Origin of the sequence: Candidatus Accumulibacter phosphatis, assembly GCF_000024165.1 — a bacterium.
In the GTDB taxonomy this organism is placed as follows: Bacteria; Pseudomonadota; Gammaproteobacteria; order Burkholderiales; family Rhodocyclaceae; genus Accumulibacter; species Accumulibacter phosphatis.
The window spans coordinates 1676403-1691343 of sequence record NC_013194.1 but is presented as its reverse complement, the minus strand read 5'-3'; the positions used below and the strand labels follow the sequence as shown (position 1 = coordinate 1691343).

Genomic DNA, 14941 nt, shown 5'->3' with positions numbered 1-14941 from the left:
GCCACCGCGCAGCCGCTCAGGCTCGACGCTTCCACCTCCCCCTGATCGCGTCACCGCCATGCCGACCCCGTTCACCCGGAAACCGCCCAACCCCGACGCGCTCGACTTCTCGCCGCCCTTGCTGCGCCTCACCGACTCGCCCCCGAACCCGCTCGGTCGCCAGGTGTTGTGGACCTTGCTGGCCCTGCTGGCGGCGCTGCTGGGCTGGGGCCTGATCGGCGAACTCGACATCGTCGCCGTCGCCGACGGCAAACTGATCCCGCAAAGCTACCTGAAGATCGTCCAGCCGGCTGAATCCGGGATCGTCAAGGAAATCCTGGTCAGTGAAGGCCAGTCCGTCGCGGCGGGGCAGGTGCTGATGCGCATGGATACTCTGATAAGCGACGCGGACTTCAACGCACTGACCACCGACCACCTGCGGAAGCGTGCGACGCTGGCGCGCATCGACGCCGAGCTGGCGAACCGGCCGTATGCCCCGCCCCGCGGCGATGCCCCCGAACTCGCCCGTGAAATGGCCGCCCAGTACCATGCCAATCGTGCCGCTCTCGCGGCCGCGCTCGCCGAAGAGGAAAGCCATCTGCTCAAGGCTCGCCACGACCTGGCATCGGCCCAGCAGATTCGCCGCAAACTGGCCGACACGCTGCCGCACTACCGCGCGCAGGACGAAGCCTTCGAGGGACTCGCCCGCGACGGCTTTGCCGGTGCGCTGCTGGCCAGCGACAAGAAGCGGGAACGCATCGAGAAGGAGCAGGAACTCAAGACACAGGATCACCTGATCGAGTCTGCCCGGGCCGCCATCTCCCAGTCCGAGCGCAAGCTCGCGCAGATCGCCAGCGAGTATCGGCGCCAGCTGCACAGCGAGCGCAACGAAATCCAGGGGCACACCGACAGGCTGGCGCAGGAACTTGCCAAGCAAAGCCACCGCCAGACGTTGCTCGAACTGAAGGCCAGCCAGGAGAGCGTCGTCAAGGACCTGGCGACGCACAGCCCGGGCACCGTGGTTCAGCCGGGCACGGTCCTGCTGACGCTGGTGCCGAAGGACGACATCCTGCGCGCGGAAGTGTGGGTGTCGAACGAAGACATCGGTTTCGTTCGCCAGAGACAGCCGGTCAAGCTCAAGTTCGCCGCCTTCCCGTTCCAGAAGTACGGCATGGTCGAGGGAACGGTCGAACACATCGGCGCCGACTCGGCGGACGGCCCGGGCAGCGGCGCATCGGAAGCGGGCAGGAATGACTCGCCAGCCAGGAGCCGGCCGTTGGTCTACAAGGCGCTGGTTGCGCTCAAGCAGCCGCATCTGGAGATCGACGGCCAGCGTTTCGCGCTCAGCGCCGGCATGCAGACCCATGCCGAGATCCTCCTGGGTCGGCGCACGGTGGCCGAATATTTGCTCTCACCGGTGCGCAAGGCCTGGCATGAGGCGGCCAGGGAACGCTGAGTCCGTGCCCTGGTGGACGCTTTCGGCGTGGCGCGCACGTTCCGGAAGAAGCAGCAAGCGTCCAGCGGATGCCCAAGAGCGGCGACCGCCGATGGCTTTCCAGCGGCCAGGAGACTAGACTCAGGGGTTTATCGAGGAACGCGTCTTGAAGCGCTCGCACGCCAACCTGCTGCTGCTCGTCGTCGCCGTGATCTGGGGCTCGGCCTTTGTCGCCCAGGTCGTGGGCATGACGGGTGTCGAACCACTGACGTTCACCGGCATTCGCTTTCTGCTCGGAGCGGCGATCGTCTGCCCTTTCGCGTGGCGTGAATGGAGGGCGCTGTCTGCGCACGGCGCGCAGCCGCTGCCTGGTGACGCCCTCAGCGTCGCCACCCTGGGCGTGCTGCTGATGCTCGGCGCCGCTTTCCAGCAGATCGGCATGACCAGCACGACCGTGACCAACGCCGGCTTCCTGACCGCCCTCTACGTGCCGCTGGTGCCGCTCCTTGCCTGGCTGATCCTGCGCACGCGGCCACATTGGTCGGTCTGGCCGACATCGATCGGCTGCCTGGGCGGCACCTGGCTGCTGTCCGGCGCGCAGGCGCTCGATCCCGTCGTCGGCGATGCCTGGGTGATCGCCAGCAGCCTTTTCTGGGCCCTGCACGTGCTGCTGGTCGGACGCATCGCCGAGCGCATGGCGGCGCCTTTCGTGGTCGCCTGCGGGCAGTTCCTGGTCTGCGGACTGATCAGCCTGCTCTGGGCCGGACTCAATGAAACGATCACGCTTGCCGGAATTCGCCAGGCGTCACTGGCCATCGCCTACGCTGGTGTCGTTTCGGTGGGCATCGGCTTTACCGCGCAGGTGATCGGACAGCGCTATGCCCAGCCCGCCGATGCTGCGATCATCCTGTCCGCCGAAACCGTGTTCGCTGCCCTCTTCGGCTTCCTGCTCATGGGCGATCGCCTGAACGCCAGCGGCATCGCCGGCTGCGCGCTGATTCTGGTCTGCATCATCGCCGTTCAGCTTGCACCCTTGACGATGGCCGGCAGGCGCTCGGCCAGCAGATCAGATACGGCGGAAGCCGGCCGTTGACCTGGCCGGCGGGAAACTGCCGGATCGACGCTCAATAGCCATGCCGCACTTGGGACAGGAAGGCCTTGGCACGGTCGTGTTCCGGGTTTGAGAAGAAACGCTCGGGAGTCGTGTCTTCGAGAATGACGCCTTCGTCGAAAAAGATGATCCGGTCGGCAACTTCCCGGGCAAACCCCATCTCATGCGTGACGACGAGCATCGTGATACCGCTATAGGCCAGTTCGCGCATCACCGCCAGGACTTCGTTGACCATTTCCGGGTCGAGTGCCGAGGTCGGCTCATCGAACAGCAGGACCTTGGGGTCCATCGCCAGGGCGCGCGCGATCGCCACCCGTTGCTGCTGGCCGCCCGAGAGTTGCACCGGGTATTTCGCCGCCTGACTCTTCAGCCCAACCCTCTCGAGCAGGTTCATCGCCTTGGTCTCGGCATCCACCCTGCTCATCTTGCGGACGCGCATCGGCGCCAGCGAGACATTGCGCAGAATGGTCAGATGCGAAAACAGGTTGAAACTCTGGAACACCATCCCAACCTCGCGGCGGATGGCATCCAGGTTCTTGAGATTGTCGTTCAGCACGATGCCGTCGATGACGATCTCGCCCGAGTCATGGGCTTCCAGGCGATTCAGGGTACGCAGGAAGGTCGATTTCCCGGAACCCGACGGCCCGACGATCGCCGTCACCTGCCCCTCGTAGAAGGTTGCCGAGACGTCCTTCAGCGCATGAAAAGTGCCAAAGCGCTTGTCAACCCGGCGCGCCGCGATGATCGGCCGGAGTTCGCTGTTCATCTCGCGACTCCTGTCAACGCTTCTGACCGACGTCGAGCTGAGACTCGAGCGCCGCCGTCAGCGTCGTGAAGGCGGTGGTCAGGATCAGGTAAATAGCCGCCACCGTGATGAAAACGGGGATGGGCTGATAGCTTTCGGCCTGCACCCGGTAGCCGACCATCGTCAGCTCGACAACGCTGATCGCGTAGGCGAGCGACGAGTCCTTGACCAGCGAGGCCAGATTGTTGGCCAGCGCCGGCAGGGCGACGCGCATGCTTTGCGGCAGAACGATGTCCATGAACGTCTGCATCGGCGTCAGGCCGAGGGCGCGCGCGGCTTCCACCTGGCCGTGCGGAACCGCGAGAATTCCCGCGCGCACGCATTCGGTGTTGTAGGCCCCGACATTCAGCGAAAGAGCGATCGCCGCACAGGCAAAATCCGAGAGTTCGACACCCTCGGGCATGAGCAGCGGAAAAGCCAGCCAGACAAACAGAATCTGCAGCAACAAGGGGGTGCCGCGAATCAGCCAGACGTAGCTATCGCAGAGCCAGCGCAGCGGCCAGAACCGCGACAGCTTGCCGAGCCCGGCCAGGACGCCGATGACCACGCCGACGGAGCCGGCGATCAGTGTCAGCCCGACGGTGATTCTCGCCCCGTCGGCGAACTGCTCGGCGGCCGGTCCGATCGGCGCCGGTGCCGCCGCGAGCGGCACCGCCATCCCCCAAAGAAAGACGAGCAGGCCGACCATCGCGGCGAACATCGCCCACCCCGGGTGTTGCCTGGTCCAGTCCATGTGGCAGGATCAGCGTCAGGAACGGCAGGAAACGTCTTCCTTGAAGTACTTCTCCGACAGCGCCTTGTAGGTACCGTCCTTCATCACCTCGGCCAGCGCCTGATTCAGCTTGTCGGCGAGCTCCTTGTTGTTCTTGCGCAGGATCATCGAGACGCGCTCGACGAAGACCAGCTCACCGCCAGTGATGCCGGCATCCGGGTTCTTGTCGAGAGTCGCCTTGACCGTGAACTTGTCGGAAATCCACGCATCAACCTTGTTGGCACGCAACGCGGCGAAAGCCTCCGGGTCGCCCTTGTAGGTCTTGATGGTCTTGATTCCCTTGACCTTCTTGGCCGCATCCGCGTAGCTGGTGGCCAACTGGACGCCGACCGTCTTGCCGTTGAGCGCCACGACGGTCAACGGCCCGTCCTTGTGAGCGGCGATCTGACCACCGGTGCAGTAATGAGGATTGGCGAAATCGACCGACTTGGCGCGCTCCTCCGTATAGCCATGCGAGGCAATGGCGAAATCGAAGCGATCCTGCTTGAGCGCCGCAATCTGCCCATCAAAGGGAACCACGCGCCACTCCAGCTTCAAGCCGAGCTTCTTGGCAATGGCTTCGGCGAGATCGACCTCAAAACCGGTCAGCTTGGGGCCGTCATAGTAATTGAAAGGCTGAAACCCGCCTTCGGTTGCGGCGACAAGGGTACCGGACTGCTTGATCGCGTTCCACTCGCGGGCCTCTGACGGACCGGCAATCATCAGCGAAAGAGGAATGACCGCACTCAACAACCTGGCTAGAAATCGCATGACAACTCCTGTTGATAAAGATCAGACGTGGCAGACGTGGGGTCGCCGTGGCGCCACGAATTCGCGTGCACGCGGGCGAGAGGGCAAAGACGGCGCACAGAGTACAACAAACCGCCACCCAGGGGAGCAAGAAAAACGACTGCAGAATGGCACGGACTCGCCGAGATGCCGATCGAGAGCTGATTTAATGAGTTGTCACAGGGTTCCCGGCGTTGCCGGTGGCACCCCGGCGTGAGCGCCGCCAGCGTCCCAGCAAACCGGCTGGCGCTGGCCAGTCGATCTACTGCGGGCGTTCGACCGCTGATGCGACGGCGAGAAGGCCAGCCTGGCGACGTTCCGTGCGGCGAACCAAATCCTGTCCGCCGAGGCTGCTCCTGTCGCGTTGCGAGTAGCCGGCGAAGCGCAGAACACGCCGCACGTATTGCTGCGTTTCGGGGTAAGGGGGAATTCCGGCGTAACGGTCGACAGTTCCTTCGCCCGAGTTATAGGCCGCGGCAATCAGCCGCCAATCGCCGGCAAAGCGCTTGCTCAACCACTTCAGATAGGCCAGCGCACCGCGGACATTGTGCTCGGGATCGAAAGGCCGGGTCACCCCGAAGCGCTCCTGAGTTGCCGGAATCAGTTGCATCACGCCCTGCGCGTTCTGTGGAGAGACCGCTCCGGGATCGAGATTCGACTCCACCATCGCGATGGCCAGTGCGAGGCGTGAATCGATGCCGTGCTGACGCGCCATATGCCGGATCAAGAGGGCAATCTTCTGCTTTGCCGGCGACTGTCGCGCCAGGTAGCCGTCGAGGTCGAAATGATCGACCGCCGCGCCGTCAACGTCAGCACCACACTCCTCGCCGAGGATCGCGTTGGCGACCTGTGGATCATAGTACCTGAGCGCCTCGTGGTTGCCGAGACGGGCAGCCAGCGCGAGATAGGCGTTCGCCAAGGCCGGATTGCGCAGCGCTCGCGGAGCCGTCGCAAGCACGCGTCCTACGCGAAAGAATCCCTCCGGACTGCCCATCGTGCCGGCGTCACAGTAAAGCGCAACCGCCAGCAGGAGATTCTTCCTGATACCTATCCCCAACTCGGCCGCACGCCCCTGTTCCAGAGCCGCGGCTACACGCGGCGCCTCGATGTAGCTATCGGCTCGCGCCGCCTGGCCAGCCAGACCCATCGCCAGAGCAACCAACATCAGAGCGGTACGCACCATCTTCCTGCCTTGGATCCCTGTCGTCACTTTGCGGCTCGCTGGTCACGCCCGCTTCGACCGACGGCGGGTTGGCCGCGCCAGCGTGTCGCGCCGCCCGCAAGGGTCGCCCGAGAATGGCGACAGGAACGTGAATTAATTCACACTTTCGACGATTCTCCGGCTCCGGGATGGCTTTCCCGACAGGCCGAGGAAAGGCCGGCAGCGAATACTAGACCGTCGGGTACCCGGCCTCCTCGATGATCTGGCGAATGTCGCCCTCGGAAACCATCGTCGTGTGCTCGATGCTGGCTTCGCCGGTCTCCAGCGAAACCTCGACGTAGCCGATGCAGGGCAGATCCTGGATCGCATTCATGACGCTACGCAGGCAATCGTCGGATCGCATTCCGGTGATCATGAGAGTGGTGATAGGCATGATTTCCTCCTCGCCTCATTGTTCGTGTAATCGGTATAGCGGCTTGCGAAGACGCCACTGCCCGGCACGCGCCGCGCGAGCCCATCGGCGCGTCGCGCCAGCAAGGCTCACGGCGTCCGCAGCATGCGCGCCGGAACGACTCCCCGCTTGCCGTTCTCCAGGCTGACATCGTAGTCAAACCGTGGTCCGCCCGGGCCATTGCTGTGCTGAACCCGGTTCACGCGCGCACGCACCCAGTCGCTCCCGTAGCGGGCGAGAACCACCTGGCCGACCGCAAACTCACTCTTCGACGAACTCTGACTCGCGTTGGCAGCAGCGCCCGCCGTCGTGACAGGCGCTGGCGACGCCGGCGCGCCTCTGGCAGACGCGGGGCAGAGGACTTCCCACTGCTGCGAAATCGCCAGTCCACCACTGGCGTTGTCGCGTCCGACGATCTTGCCGGAAGCATCGCGCCACCTGCTGCGGCCGCCGCCGATGTCGCTCTGGTCCCACACGCCAGCGAAACTGTAGCTCCTGCCGTCGATCGGCATGATTCGCCCGGCCGGGCAGTCGGCAGTCGCCCGATAGACCTTGTTCAGATCCTCGGCGGCAAGCTGCTGCTTGACACAACTCCTGTCGCCGGGCTGCCAGTTCGCGCACCAGGCTTCGACCTCGGCACGCGTGATCCTGGCCTCGGCGACGGCCTGCGCCGTGCCGATCCCGGACTTGGAAAAGATCGTCGGGCTGATGCACTTGCTGCACACCGCAAGCCACTCGTTCGCCGCAGCGGCCGCGGGCGCCGCCCCGAGGGTCACCAGAGCCACAAGGAAGGCCCCGACAACCGGGACCGGGTAAGAAATCGTCTCGCGCATTCATCACCTCCAGCACGCATGGGAGAATCGTGGACCGGCAGGCCAGAGTCGGCAGCCGCGCCGTTCCGGCTCCGGGAAGTGCCGCAAACGGAAATTGGACACGACCAGCCACGAAGAGTTGTGCGTATCCGCGGCGCAATGCACCACCGATCCAGCCCCGAACCCCTGCCCTGCGAGCCACACGATGGCGCAAGGGACCGCCCACCCGGTCTTTACCGATCTTTTCGGCCTGCAGCCGTCTGGGCACATTCTGCCATGCTCTGCCGGATGCCGCGCTGCTCAAAGGCCGAAGGCCCGGCGCGCGAGGCGAGCCGGCAAGGCCGAGGCTGGCGGCCTCGGCAACATGATGTCCGAAAACGGCGAGCAAAGCTCGCCGGGCGGCGCATAATCCGTCCCATGCTTACCGACGCCGCTTCCCTCTATGCCGCGCTGCTGGCCCACGATCATCGTTTCGACGGCCGCTTCTACGTCGGCGTGACGTCAACCGGAGTGTACTGCCGGCCGGTCTGCCGGGTACGCACACCGCGAGCGGAGAACTGCCGATTCTTCGGCAACGCGGCGGCAGCCGAGGCGGCCGGCTTCCGGCCTTGCCTGCGCTGTCGCCCCGAGCTGGCACCGGGACAGGGGGCAATCGACGCCTCGACGCGCCTTGCCTGGGCGGCGGCGCAGCGGATCGAGGCCGGACAACTGGCCGAGTTCGGACTGAACGGGTTGGCCGACCGCCTTGGGGTCAGCGACCGCCACCTCCGACGGGTCTTCGCGGAGGCCTTCGGCGTGACACCGGTCGCCTACACGCAGACGCAGCGTCTGCTGCTCGCCAAACGCCTGCTCACCGACACCACCCTGCCGGTGACCGAGGTGGCCATGGCCGCCGGCTTTGGCAGCCTACGTCGCTTCAATGCCCTCTTCCAGAGCCGCTACGGCCTCTCACCCAGCGGCCTGCGTCAGGCAAACCCGTCGTCGGCCGCTGGGGATGGCTTGCGCTTCGAGCTCGCTTTCCGCCCGCCCTTCGATTGGCCCCGCCTGCTGGCATTCCTCGCCGGGCGCTGTGTCGCGGGTGTCGAGGAAGTCGCTTCAGGGTGTTACCGGCGCAGCGTCTGCTGCCGATCGGTCGGCGTCGTGCATACCGGCTGGCTTTCGATCAGCCTGGGCAACCGGCATCCGGCCATCGCGGTCAGCGTGTCGCCAAGCCTGGTGCGCGTGCTGCCGATGGTGCTCGCCGGCGCGCGACGACTGTGCGACCTTGACTGCGAGCCGCAGGCAGTGGCCCAGGCGCTCGGCCCGCTGGCCGCCGGCGCACCTGGACTGCGCGTGCCCGGCGCTTTCGACGGTTTCGAGATGGCGGTACGTGCGGTGCTCGGCCAGCAGGTCACCGTCAAGGCGGCACATACGCTCGCCGGACGCCTGGCCGCAGCCTTTGGCGAGTCGATCGAGACGCCGTTTGCGGCGATCGGCCGCTTGTTCCCGACCGCGGAGCGCCTCGCTCAGGTCGCCAGTGAAGAGATCTGCTCGCTGGGAATCGTCCGCCAGCGGGCGATAGCCGTTCTCGCACTGGCCAAGGCGGTGGCCAGTGGGCGGCTCGATCTCGGACCTGCCGCCGACGTACCGGCGACGCTGGCGCAACTCGAAGCCTTGCCCGGCATCGGCCGCTGGACGGCGCAGTACGTCGCCTTGCGCGCCCTTGGCTGGCCGGACGCCTGGCCGAGCGGCGACAGGGCGCTGATCACCTCGCTCGGTGCTGCCAGCGCGGCCGACGCCGACGCCACCGCCGACGCCTGGCGGCCATGGCGCAGCTACGCCACACTGCACCTGTGGCGACGTCTTTCAGAAAGCACGGCAAAACAAGGAGAGCACGCATGAGCACGATCTGGCGGCAACACGCAACACCCCTTGGTCCGATGGTCCTGGCGGCGGCACCCGAGGGTCTGCTCGGTGCCTGGTTCGTGGATCAGGCGTACTTCGCCGGCGTCGCCGCCGGCTGGTACGAGGAGGCGGCGAATTCCCTGCTGAGCGAGGCGGCGGCGCAACTCGACGCCTGGTTCGCCGGCCGGCAGTGCCGCTTCGACCTGCCACTGGCGCCGCGCGGCACGCCCTTCCAGCGCGCCGTGTGGGAACAGATCGCGGGCATCGGCCACGGCCAGACGCGCGCCTACGGAACAGTCGCCGCCGCTCTCGGCAAGTCGGGTGCCGCGCGTGCCGTCGGCGCAGCGACCGGCCGCAATCCGCTGTCGATCATCGTGCCTTGCCACCGCCTGCTTGGCCACCGCGGCGCGCTCGCCGGCTACGCCGGCGGGCTGCACCGCAAGCGTGCCTTGCTGGCCTTCGAGGCGGGAAACGCGCCTCTGGCGCTGGCCGGCTGACCGCGTGAGCAAGCGTCGATTCACCCGAACGCCGCACAGCCCCGCCGGGCGGAGCACAGGAAGGCAAAATCGTGCGCGCGCGTGACCTCACCGATCTGATCCTGCTGGCCGCACTCTGGGGCGGCTCGTTCCTGTTCATGCGCTACGCGGCGCCGGCCTTCGGCCCGGTGCCGCTGATCTGGTTGCGGGTCGCGGTGGCCGCGCTTTGCCTCGCACCCTTGCTGATCCTGCGCGGGCAACAAGGGGTGCTGCGCCAGCACGCCACCGGCATCGCACTGATGGGTGTGTTCAGCTCGGCGCTTCCCTTCGTGCTGATCGCCTGGGCCATGCTGTCGATCACGGCGGGACTGGCATCCATCCTCAATGCCACGGTGCCGATCTTCACGGCGTTGATCGGCGCCCTGTGGCTGGGCGAGAGGCTCGGCGCCTGGCGAACCTCGGGGCTGGCCGTGGGTCTCGGCGGCGTGCTGCTGCTCGCCGCCGACAAGGCGGACTTCAAGCCCGGCGGCAGCGGCTGGGCGATCGCTGCGATGCTCCTCGCCACGCTGTCCTATGGCTTCGCGGCCAACCTCGCGAGACGCCGGCTCACCGGCGTTCCCGCACTCGTTAACGCCGCCGGCTCGCAAATCGTCTCCGCCATCGTCCTGTTGCCCTTTGCCGTATGGTCCTGGCCACCCACGACGCCAGGCTGGATGGCCTGGTCGGCGGCCGTCGTCCTCGGCGTCGGCTGCACGGCGCTGGCCTTCCTGCTCTTCTTCCGCCTGATTGCCAACGTCGGCGCTTCGCGAGCGGTGACGGTGACCTTCCTGATCCCCCTGTTCGGCGTGCTGTGGGGCAACCTGTTCCTCGGCGAAACGCTCAACGCCGGGATGCTCGTCGGCGGCTCGGTGGTGGTCCTGGGAACCGCGCTGGCTACCGGCGTACTCCATCTGCCCGTGCGCGCCTGACCGGCCAGCGCTCGCCGGCCTCACGCGCGCGCCCGCTTACCGGAACACGCCCAGTGGCTGCATGGCGCCAATCGCCGCGCTCGCCGCGGCGTCGGCAGTCGCCGGGCTGAGGCCGGGGCCATGAATCTTGCCCACGCAGACGACGGCAGGGTCCTTCAGGCGTACCAGTTGCGCTTGCACCGTCGCGTCGGTGATCGTCGGTGAGCTGCCGTTCATCGCCTGCGTCGACTGCGGCTCCATCATGTTCACCTGGCTTTGCCGGATCGTCGGACTGTAGAGCCGATCTGCATCCTGGTGCGTGACCAGCACCAGGATCGCGCCATCGGCCCCCGACGCGAGCAGCGACTGCAGCAAGGCATCGCTCGACAGATCGTTCGCATTCGGCACCACCACGTAGCTCGGCCGCGCCTCCGAGCCGCTGACCTGCTTCACCTGGGCGACGAAGGCGTCTTCGACGGCGCGGCGCGTGCGCGGATCAAGCTCGGTGGCAACAACCACCAGCCGCCTGAAAGGCGTGCCGCCGAACTGCGGATTCACCCACATGCCGGAATCTCCCAGCACATAGGGTGGCGCGAGGATCTGTCCCGCGTCCGGGCCACCAGCAACCACGGTGACGCAGTTGCTCCCCTGGTAGGAATCGATGTCGGCAGCGCATTCCGTGAGCAGCGCATTGCCTCCCGATCCCGCGCAAGCGCCGAGGGCGAGGGCAAGCACCAGCGCGCAGTGCAGACCGTGGTACTGCGGGGCGGCACATTTCATCTCTTGTCTCTCCGCGAATTGGCGACACGCGGACAGGCCACGCGTCCGGTGCGCGGGCGGTCCCGCCACACCACTGTCGCTGACGCATGACCAGGCCGTGCCTGTCAATGGAGTATCGGCGGCCCCGCCGTCCCTGTCAAACAAGCGCAGCCATCGTCAGGATCCCGCACCTGCCGCCGGCGAGCCCGGGCGACAAGCTGCGGCCTGCGCCGCCAGCGACAACGGCACCGGTTGCGGCAGCGAAGCGGTGGCGCGCCTGCGGCGGCCGTGCATCAGCGTCCAGGCAAGCACCGTCAACAGCTGATCGCGCAGCCGCACCCAGACCGGCACCTTCGCGCCGCAGATCAGCGGTGGCCAGTCGATTGCGGAGCGGCGGCTCATCGGATTCCCCGGTCAGGACTGTTCCAGGCGCCGCGTGCCTGCTTCGAGCGCATCAGCGCCAGCGGCAGACCGACCACGGCAGTGAGGGTCTGCAGTAGCCAGCACAGCGCCTTGGCTTCGAAAGCCACCTGCCAGCCGGCGAGCTGAATCCGCCAGGTGACTTCGACATCATCGGTGAGCGCTGCCGGCGACCACCAACCAGCAGCGGCCAAAGCCCGCTTGCGAAACGCGCAAACGACCCCGGAGACGGTGAACACCCTGCCATAAACCGTCTGTGCGCGCTTGATCAGACCGACGATCGACGAGAATTCGCCTACCTGCAGACGACCGAGCAGCGCCGCGCGCTTACGGATGCGCGGGTTGCCGGTGAGCGCGCCGAGCAGGTCGCCGACGAGAAAGCGGCGCGCAGGGGCCACCGCCAGCGCTCCAGGGTCGTCAGCGCGCGCTCGGCCAGCGCATCGCCGGGAAATGCCGGCAGCCGAACGCCGGCGAATTTGACGAAACGCGCCAGGTCGGCCAGCAACGCGCTCTGCGCCCGCCACCCCATCACCCTTTCGCTGTCGGCCACGCCACTGGCTCGGCAAGCGACAAGTGCTCGAACGCGCCGATCATGGCCTCTTGCGCGCGAGCAGATCGTCCGGCAGGCGGAACTGTATCGCCGAGGCACGGGGTGGTCAATCGCACCGCACGCGTCGGCGACTCACCGCCAGCCTTGGCACCACAAGTCTCGCGGGAACCCGCATGCGCGCCAAACGCCGTGGTGGCGTCGTACAGCGCAGGAGCGATCTTCGGTCGCGTGGGAAAACCCGGCAGCGCAAAACCTCATCGTGTTAGCATCGTTGATTCCCGACCGTCCAGGTCGGGAATCAACGCCTGCACGAGAGGGGTAGCGCGAGGATCGCGCCGGGAGGCTTCGTTTGATCGTAACAGTCTGGATGGAGGGCCTGCGCTGTGGAACTATCGATCCGATTCAAGAATGACAAGCTGGTTGGTGATTTCTGGGGAGGGCTTGCGGCGATGCTGGTCGCCCTGCCGTCGGCGATCGCTTTCGGCGTTACGATCTACGCCTCAATCGGCCCCGCTTATGCGGGTCTCGGCGCGCTCGCCGGCATTCTCGGGGCAACCGCTCTGGGACTGGTGGCACCGAGTCTCGGCGGTACCAATCGTCTGATCACCGCACCCTGTGCACCGGCAGCCGCCGTGCTCTCGGCGTTTGCCATCGAACTGGTGCAGCATGACGTCGACCCGATGTTCATCGTCCTGATGCTGACCGCGCTCGGCCTGGTTGCCGGGTTGATCCAGTTGCTGCTCGGCTTCATGGGGATCGGCAGCCTGATCAAGTACATCCCGTTTCCGGTGGTCAGCGGCTACCTTACCGGGGTCGGCCTGATCATCATCGGTAGCCAGATCCCGAAATTGCTCGGTGCTTTCGGCGGTCAGTCCTTGTGGCGGACGCTCATCTCGCCGGAAACCTGGCAGTGGCAGAGCGCACTGATCGGCGTCGTTACCGCGTCCGTCATGCTGGGCGCACCGCTGCTCACGCGTGCCGTACCGGCGGCCATACTCGGCCTGCTGGCGGGAGTGCTTACCTATTTCGGACTCGCTCACTTCGTGGACCCGTCGATGCTGGTCCTCGAAGGCAACAAGTTGATCATCGGTCCACTCGGGGGTTCCGCGTCGAGCATGTTCGAGGCGATCACCGGCCGTTGGCGGGACATCGGTGAACTCAAGCTCAGCCAGATCGGCAGCCTGATGGGAACGGCGCTCACCCTTGCCGTGCTGCTGTCGATCGACACGCTCAAGACGGCCGTCGTTCTCGACGCGCTGACGCGCAGTCGCCACGATTCGAACCGCGAGCTGGTGGCGCAGGGTCTCGGCAACGTCGCCTCGGCCTGCGCCGGCGGTATGCCGGGTGCAGGCCAGATGGGAGCGACGCTCGTCAATCTGGCGAGTGGCGGCCAGACCCGTGTCTCCGGCGTCGTCGAAGGCGTGCTGTCGCTGATCGCCTTCCTTGCCCTCGGCGCCTTCATCGCCTGGATTCCGGTGGCTGCCCTGGCCGGCATCCTGATCGTCGTCGGCATCCGGATGATCGACAGCCACAGTCTGCATCTGCTGCAGTCGCAATGGACGATGCTGGACTTTGCCGTGATCGTCGTGGTGGTCGGCGTGGCGCTCGGCTACAGCCTGATCGCCGCCTCGGCGGTGGGTATCGCGCTGGCCATGCTCCTGTTCATTCGCGAGCAGTTGGGCAGCACGATCATTCGCAACAAGGTCGATGGCGGCAACCGGTTCTCGAAACGGATTCGCCTCGGCCACGAGATGGATCTCCTCGAGCGACGCGGCGACCGCACGGTCATCGTCGAACTACAGGGCAGCCTGTTCTTCGGCACCAAGGACCAGCTGTACAGCAGCCTCGAACCTGAACTGGGCAAACGCACCTACATCGTTCTCGACATGCGCCGCGTGCAGTCGGTCGACGTCACGGCGGTGCACTTGTTGACCCAGATCAGGGACTCGCTGATCGAACGTGGCGCCTTCCTGATCTTCAGCGACCTCACCCATACCCTGCCCAACGGCCGGAACATCGCCGATCTCTTCGACCAGATGGGCTTGACCACCACGACCGACCACGTGAAGGTCTTTCCGGTGCTCGACGACGCCGTCGAATGGGTGGAAGACCAGCTGCTGGGCGACAATCTGCTCCAGGCAGCCGAGCTTCCGCCACTCGAAATCTACGAACTGGAAGTCTTCAGCGACGCCAAGGAGGAGGCGCTGATCGCGCTGGTCGAGTGTCTCCAGCGGCGCTCGGTGGCCAAGGACGACCGAGTGTTCTCCTCGGGAGACCCGGCGGATCAGCTCTACCTGATCCGCAAGGGTGCCGTCCGTATCACGGTACCGGTTCCCGGCAAGGATATCAGCCGTCACCGTCTGACTTACGGGCGTGGCGACTTTTTCGGCGGCCTGTCCTTCATTTCCCGGGCGTCGCATTTCAGCAGCGATGCCACGGCAGTAGAAGATACCGAGCTCTACGTGTTGCGGCGGGAAGACTTCGAGATGCTTCGCGAGCAGCACAGGCGGCTCGCCTTCCACCTGATCGAGGCCCTGGCGCGCGTGCTGGCGATGCGCTTGAGCTACGCGGACAAGGAACTCCTGGCCATGCAGGATTAGTGGAAGGTCG

The 14941-nt window shown here is 66.1% G+C and carries 15 protein-coding genes; 6 read left to right on the top strand and 9 right to left on the bottom strand.

Annotated elements, in window-relative coordinates; genetic code table 11:
* Nucleotides 1-58 precede the first annotated feature (58 nt).
* Together CAP2UW1_RS07450 and CAP2UW1_RS07445 are read left to right on the top strand one after the other, a co-directional pair.
* Complete coding sequence (locus CAP2UW1_RS07450) at nucleotides 59-1435, top strand: HlyD family type I secretion periplasmic adaptor subunit (protein WP_015766030.1); 1377 nt, start codon at nucleotides 59-61, stop codon at nucleotides 1433-1435.
* A gap of 145 nt (nucleotides 1436-1580) precedes the next feature.
* A complete protein-coding gene (locus CAP2UW1_RS07445) occupies nucleotides 1581-2507 on the top strand; it encodes a DMT family transporter (protein WP_015766029.1) in 927 nt (308 codons plus the stop codon).
* A 31-nt stretch (nucleotides 2508-2538) separates the two neighbouring features.
* On the opposite strand, the gene CAP2UW1_RS07440 is transcribed toward CAP2UW1_RS07445, so the two are convergent.
* The 6 genes from CAP2UW1_RS07440 to CAP2UW1_RS07415 all read right to left on the bottom strand — a co-directional run bounded on the left by CAP2UW1_RS07440 (nucleotide 2539) and on the right by CAP2UW1_RS07415 (nucleotide 7316).
* Nucleotides 2539-3291, bottom strand: coding sequence for an amino acid ABC transporter ATP-binding protein (locus CAP2UW1_RS07440; RefSeq protein WP_015766028.1), 753 nt, complete (start codon nucleotides 3289-3291; stop codon nucleotides 2539-2541).
* Between the two features lie 13 nt (nucleotides 3292-3304).
* The gene (locus CAP2UW1_RS07435; RefSeq protein WP_015766027.1) at nucleotides 3305-4063 is read right to left on the bottom strand and encodes an amino acid ABC transporter permease; all 759 of its coding nucleotides are present in this window, start codon (nucleotides 4061-4063) and stop codon (nucleotides 3305-3307) included.
* A gap of 15 nt (nucleotides 4064-4078) precedes the next feature.
* Nucleotides 4079-4852 carry an ABC transporter substrate-binding protein gene (locus CAP2UW1_RS07430; RefSeq protein WP_015766026.1) on the bottom strand — a complete coding sequence of 258 codons (774 nt, stop codon included), beginning with the start codon at nucleotides 4850-4852 and terminating at the stop codon, nucleotides 4079-4081.
* A 280-nt stretch (nucleotides 4853-5132) separates the two neighbouring features.
* Nucleotides 5133-6053, bottom strand: a complete 921-nt coding sequence (locus CAP2UW1_RS07425; protein WP_015766025.1) for a lytic transglycosylase domain-containing protein — start codon at nucleotides 6051-6053, stop codon at nucleotides 5133-5135.
* A gap of 208 nt (nucleotides 6054-6261) precedes the next feature.
* Nucleotides 6262-6465: a heavy-metal-associated domain-containing protein gene (locus tag CAP2UW1_RS07420; RefSeq protein WP_015766024.1), complete on the bottom strand. Its 204-nt coding sequence runs from the start codon at nucleotides 6463-6465 to the stop codon at nucleotides 6262-6264.
* A 107-nt stretch (nucleotides 6466-6572) separates the two neighbouring features.
* The gene (locus CAP2UW1_RS07415; protein WP_015766023.1) at nucleotides 6573-7316 is read right to left on the bottom strand and encodes a hypothetical protein; all 744 of its coding nucleotides are present in this window, start codon (nucleotides 7314-7316) and stop codon (nucleotides 6573-6575) included.
* 396 nt (nucleotides 7317-7712) lie between these two features.
* Between CAP2UW1_RS07415 and CAP2UW1_RS07410 the strand changes: the two genes are divergently transcribed.
* From CAP2UW1_RS07410 to CAP2UW1_RS07400, 3 genes are all read left to right on the top strand, one after another.
* Nucleotides 7713-9176, top strand: coding sequence for an AlkA N-terminal domain-containing protein (locus tag CAP2UW1_RS07410; RefSeq protein ID WP_015766022.1), 1464 nt, complete (start codon nucleotides 7713-7715; stop codon nucleotides 9174-9176).
* Entirely contained in the window at nucleotides 9173-9676 is a 504-nt protein-coding gene (locus tag CAP2UW1_RS07405) for a methylated-DNA--[protein]-cysteine S-methyltransferase (protein ID WP_015766021.1), read from the top strand. Before CAP2UW1_RS07410 ends, CAP2UW1_RS07405 begins: the two co-directional genes overlap by 4 nt.
* Before the next feature lie 71 nt (nucleotides 9677-9747).
* A complete protein-coding gene (locus tag CAP2UW1_RS07400) occupies nucleotides 9748-10623 on the top strand; it encodes a DMT family transporter (protein ID WP_015766020.1) in 876 nt (291 codons plus the stop codon).
* A 36-nt stretch (nucleotides 10624-10659) separates the two neighbouring features.
* On the opposite strand, the gene CAP2UW1_RS07395 is transcribed toward CAP2UW1_RS07400, so the two are convergent.
* The 3 genes from CAP2UW1_RS07395 to CAP2UW1_RS07385 form a co-directional block, all read right to left on the bottom strand.
* On the bottom strand, nucleotides 10660-11382 hold the full coding sequence (locus CAP2UW1_RS07395) for a hypothetical protein (RefSeq protein WP_015766019.1): 723 nt from the start codon (nucleotides 11380-11382) through the stop codon (nucleotides 10660-10662).
* Nucleotides 11383-11538: 156 nt separating this feature from the next.
* Nucleotides 11539-11763, bottom strand: coding sequence for a hypothetical protein (locus CAP2UW1_RS07390; protein ID WP_015766018.1), 225 nt, complete (start codon nucleotides 11761-11763; stop codon nucleotides 11539-11541).
* On the bottom strand, nucleotides 11760-12179 hold the full coding sequence (locus CAP2UW1_RS07385; RefSeq protein WP_015766017.1) for a glycosyltransferase: 420 nt from the start codon (nucleotides 12177-12179) through the stop codon (nucleotides 11760-11762). The genes CAP2UW1_RS07390 and CAP2UW1_RS07385 overlap by 4 nt, the downstream gene beginning before the upstream one ends.
* Before the next feature lie 535 nt (nucleotides 12180-12714).
* Between CAP2UW1_RS07385 and CAP2UW1_RS07380 the strand changes: the two genes are divergently transcribed.
* Nucleotides 12715-14931 carry a SulP family inorganic anion transporter gene (locus CAP2UW1_RS07380; protein ID WP_291913652.1) on the top strand — a complete coding sequence of 739 codons (2217 nt, stop codon included), beginning with the start codon at nucleotides 12715-12717 and terminating at the stop codon, nucleotides 14929-14931.
* Nucleotides 14932-14941 lie beyond the last annotated feature (10 nt).

Coding starts and splice junctions, on each gene's coding strand:
- CAP2UW1_RS07435 (WP_015766027.1), bottom strand. CDS start 4,063: ATGGACTGGACCAGGCAACACCCGGGGTGGGCGATGTTCGCCGCGATG.
- CAP2UW1_RS07390 (WP_015766018.1), bottom strand. CDS start 11,763: ATGAGCCGCCGCTCCGCAATCGACTGGCCACCGCTGATCTGCGGCGCG.
- CAP2UW1_RS07420 (WP_015766024.1), bottom strand. CDS start 6,465: ATGCCTATCACCACTCTCATGATCACCGGAATGCGATCCGACGATTGC.
- CAP2UW1_RS07430 (WP_015766026.1), bottom strand. CDS start 4,852: ATGCGATTTCTAGCCAGGTTGTTGAGTGCGGTCATTCCTCTTTCGCTG.
- CAP2UW1_RS07395 (WP_015766019.1), bottom strand. CDS start 11,382: ATGAAATGTGCCGCCCCGCAGTACCACGGTCTGCACTGCGCGCTGGTG.
- CAP2UW1_RS07405 (WP_015766021.1), top strand. CDS start 9,173: ATGAGCACGATCTGGCGGCAACACGCAACACCCCTTGGTCCGATGGTC.
- CAP2UW1_RS07450 (WP_015766030.1), top strand. CDS start 59: ATGCCGACCCCGTTCACCCGGAAACCGCCCAACCCCGACGCGCTCGAC.
- CAP2UW1_RS07425 (WP_015766025.1), bottom strand. CDS start 6,053: ATGGTGCGTACCGCTCTGATGTTGGTTGCTCTGGCGATGGGTCTGGCT.
- CAP2UW1_RS07440 (WP_015766028.1), bottom strand. CDS start 3,291: ATGAACAGCGAACTCCGGCCGATCATCGCGGCGCGCCGGGTTGACAAG.
- CAP2UW1_RS07410 (WP_015766022.1), top strand. CDS start 7,713: ATGCTTACCGACGCCGCTTCCCTCTATGCCGCGCTGCTGGCCCACGAT.
- CAP2UW1_RS07415 (WP_015766023.1), bottom strand. CDS start 7,316: ATGCGCGAGACGATTTCTTACCCGGTCCCGGTTGTCGGGGCCTTCCTT.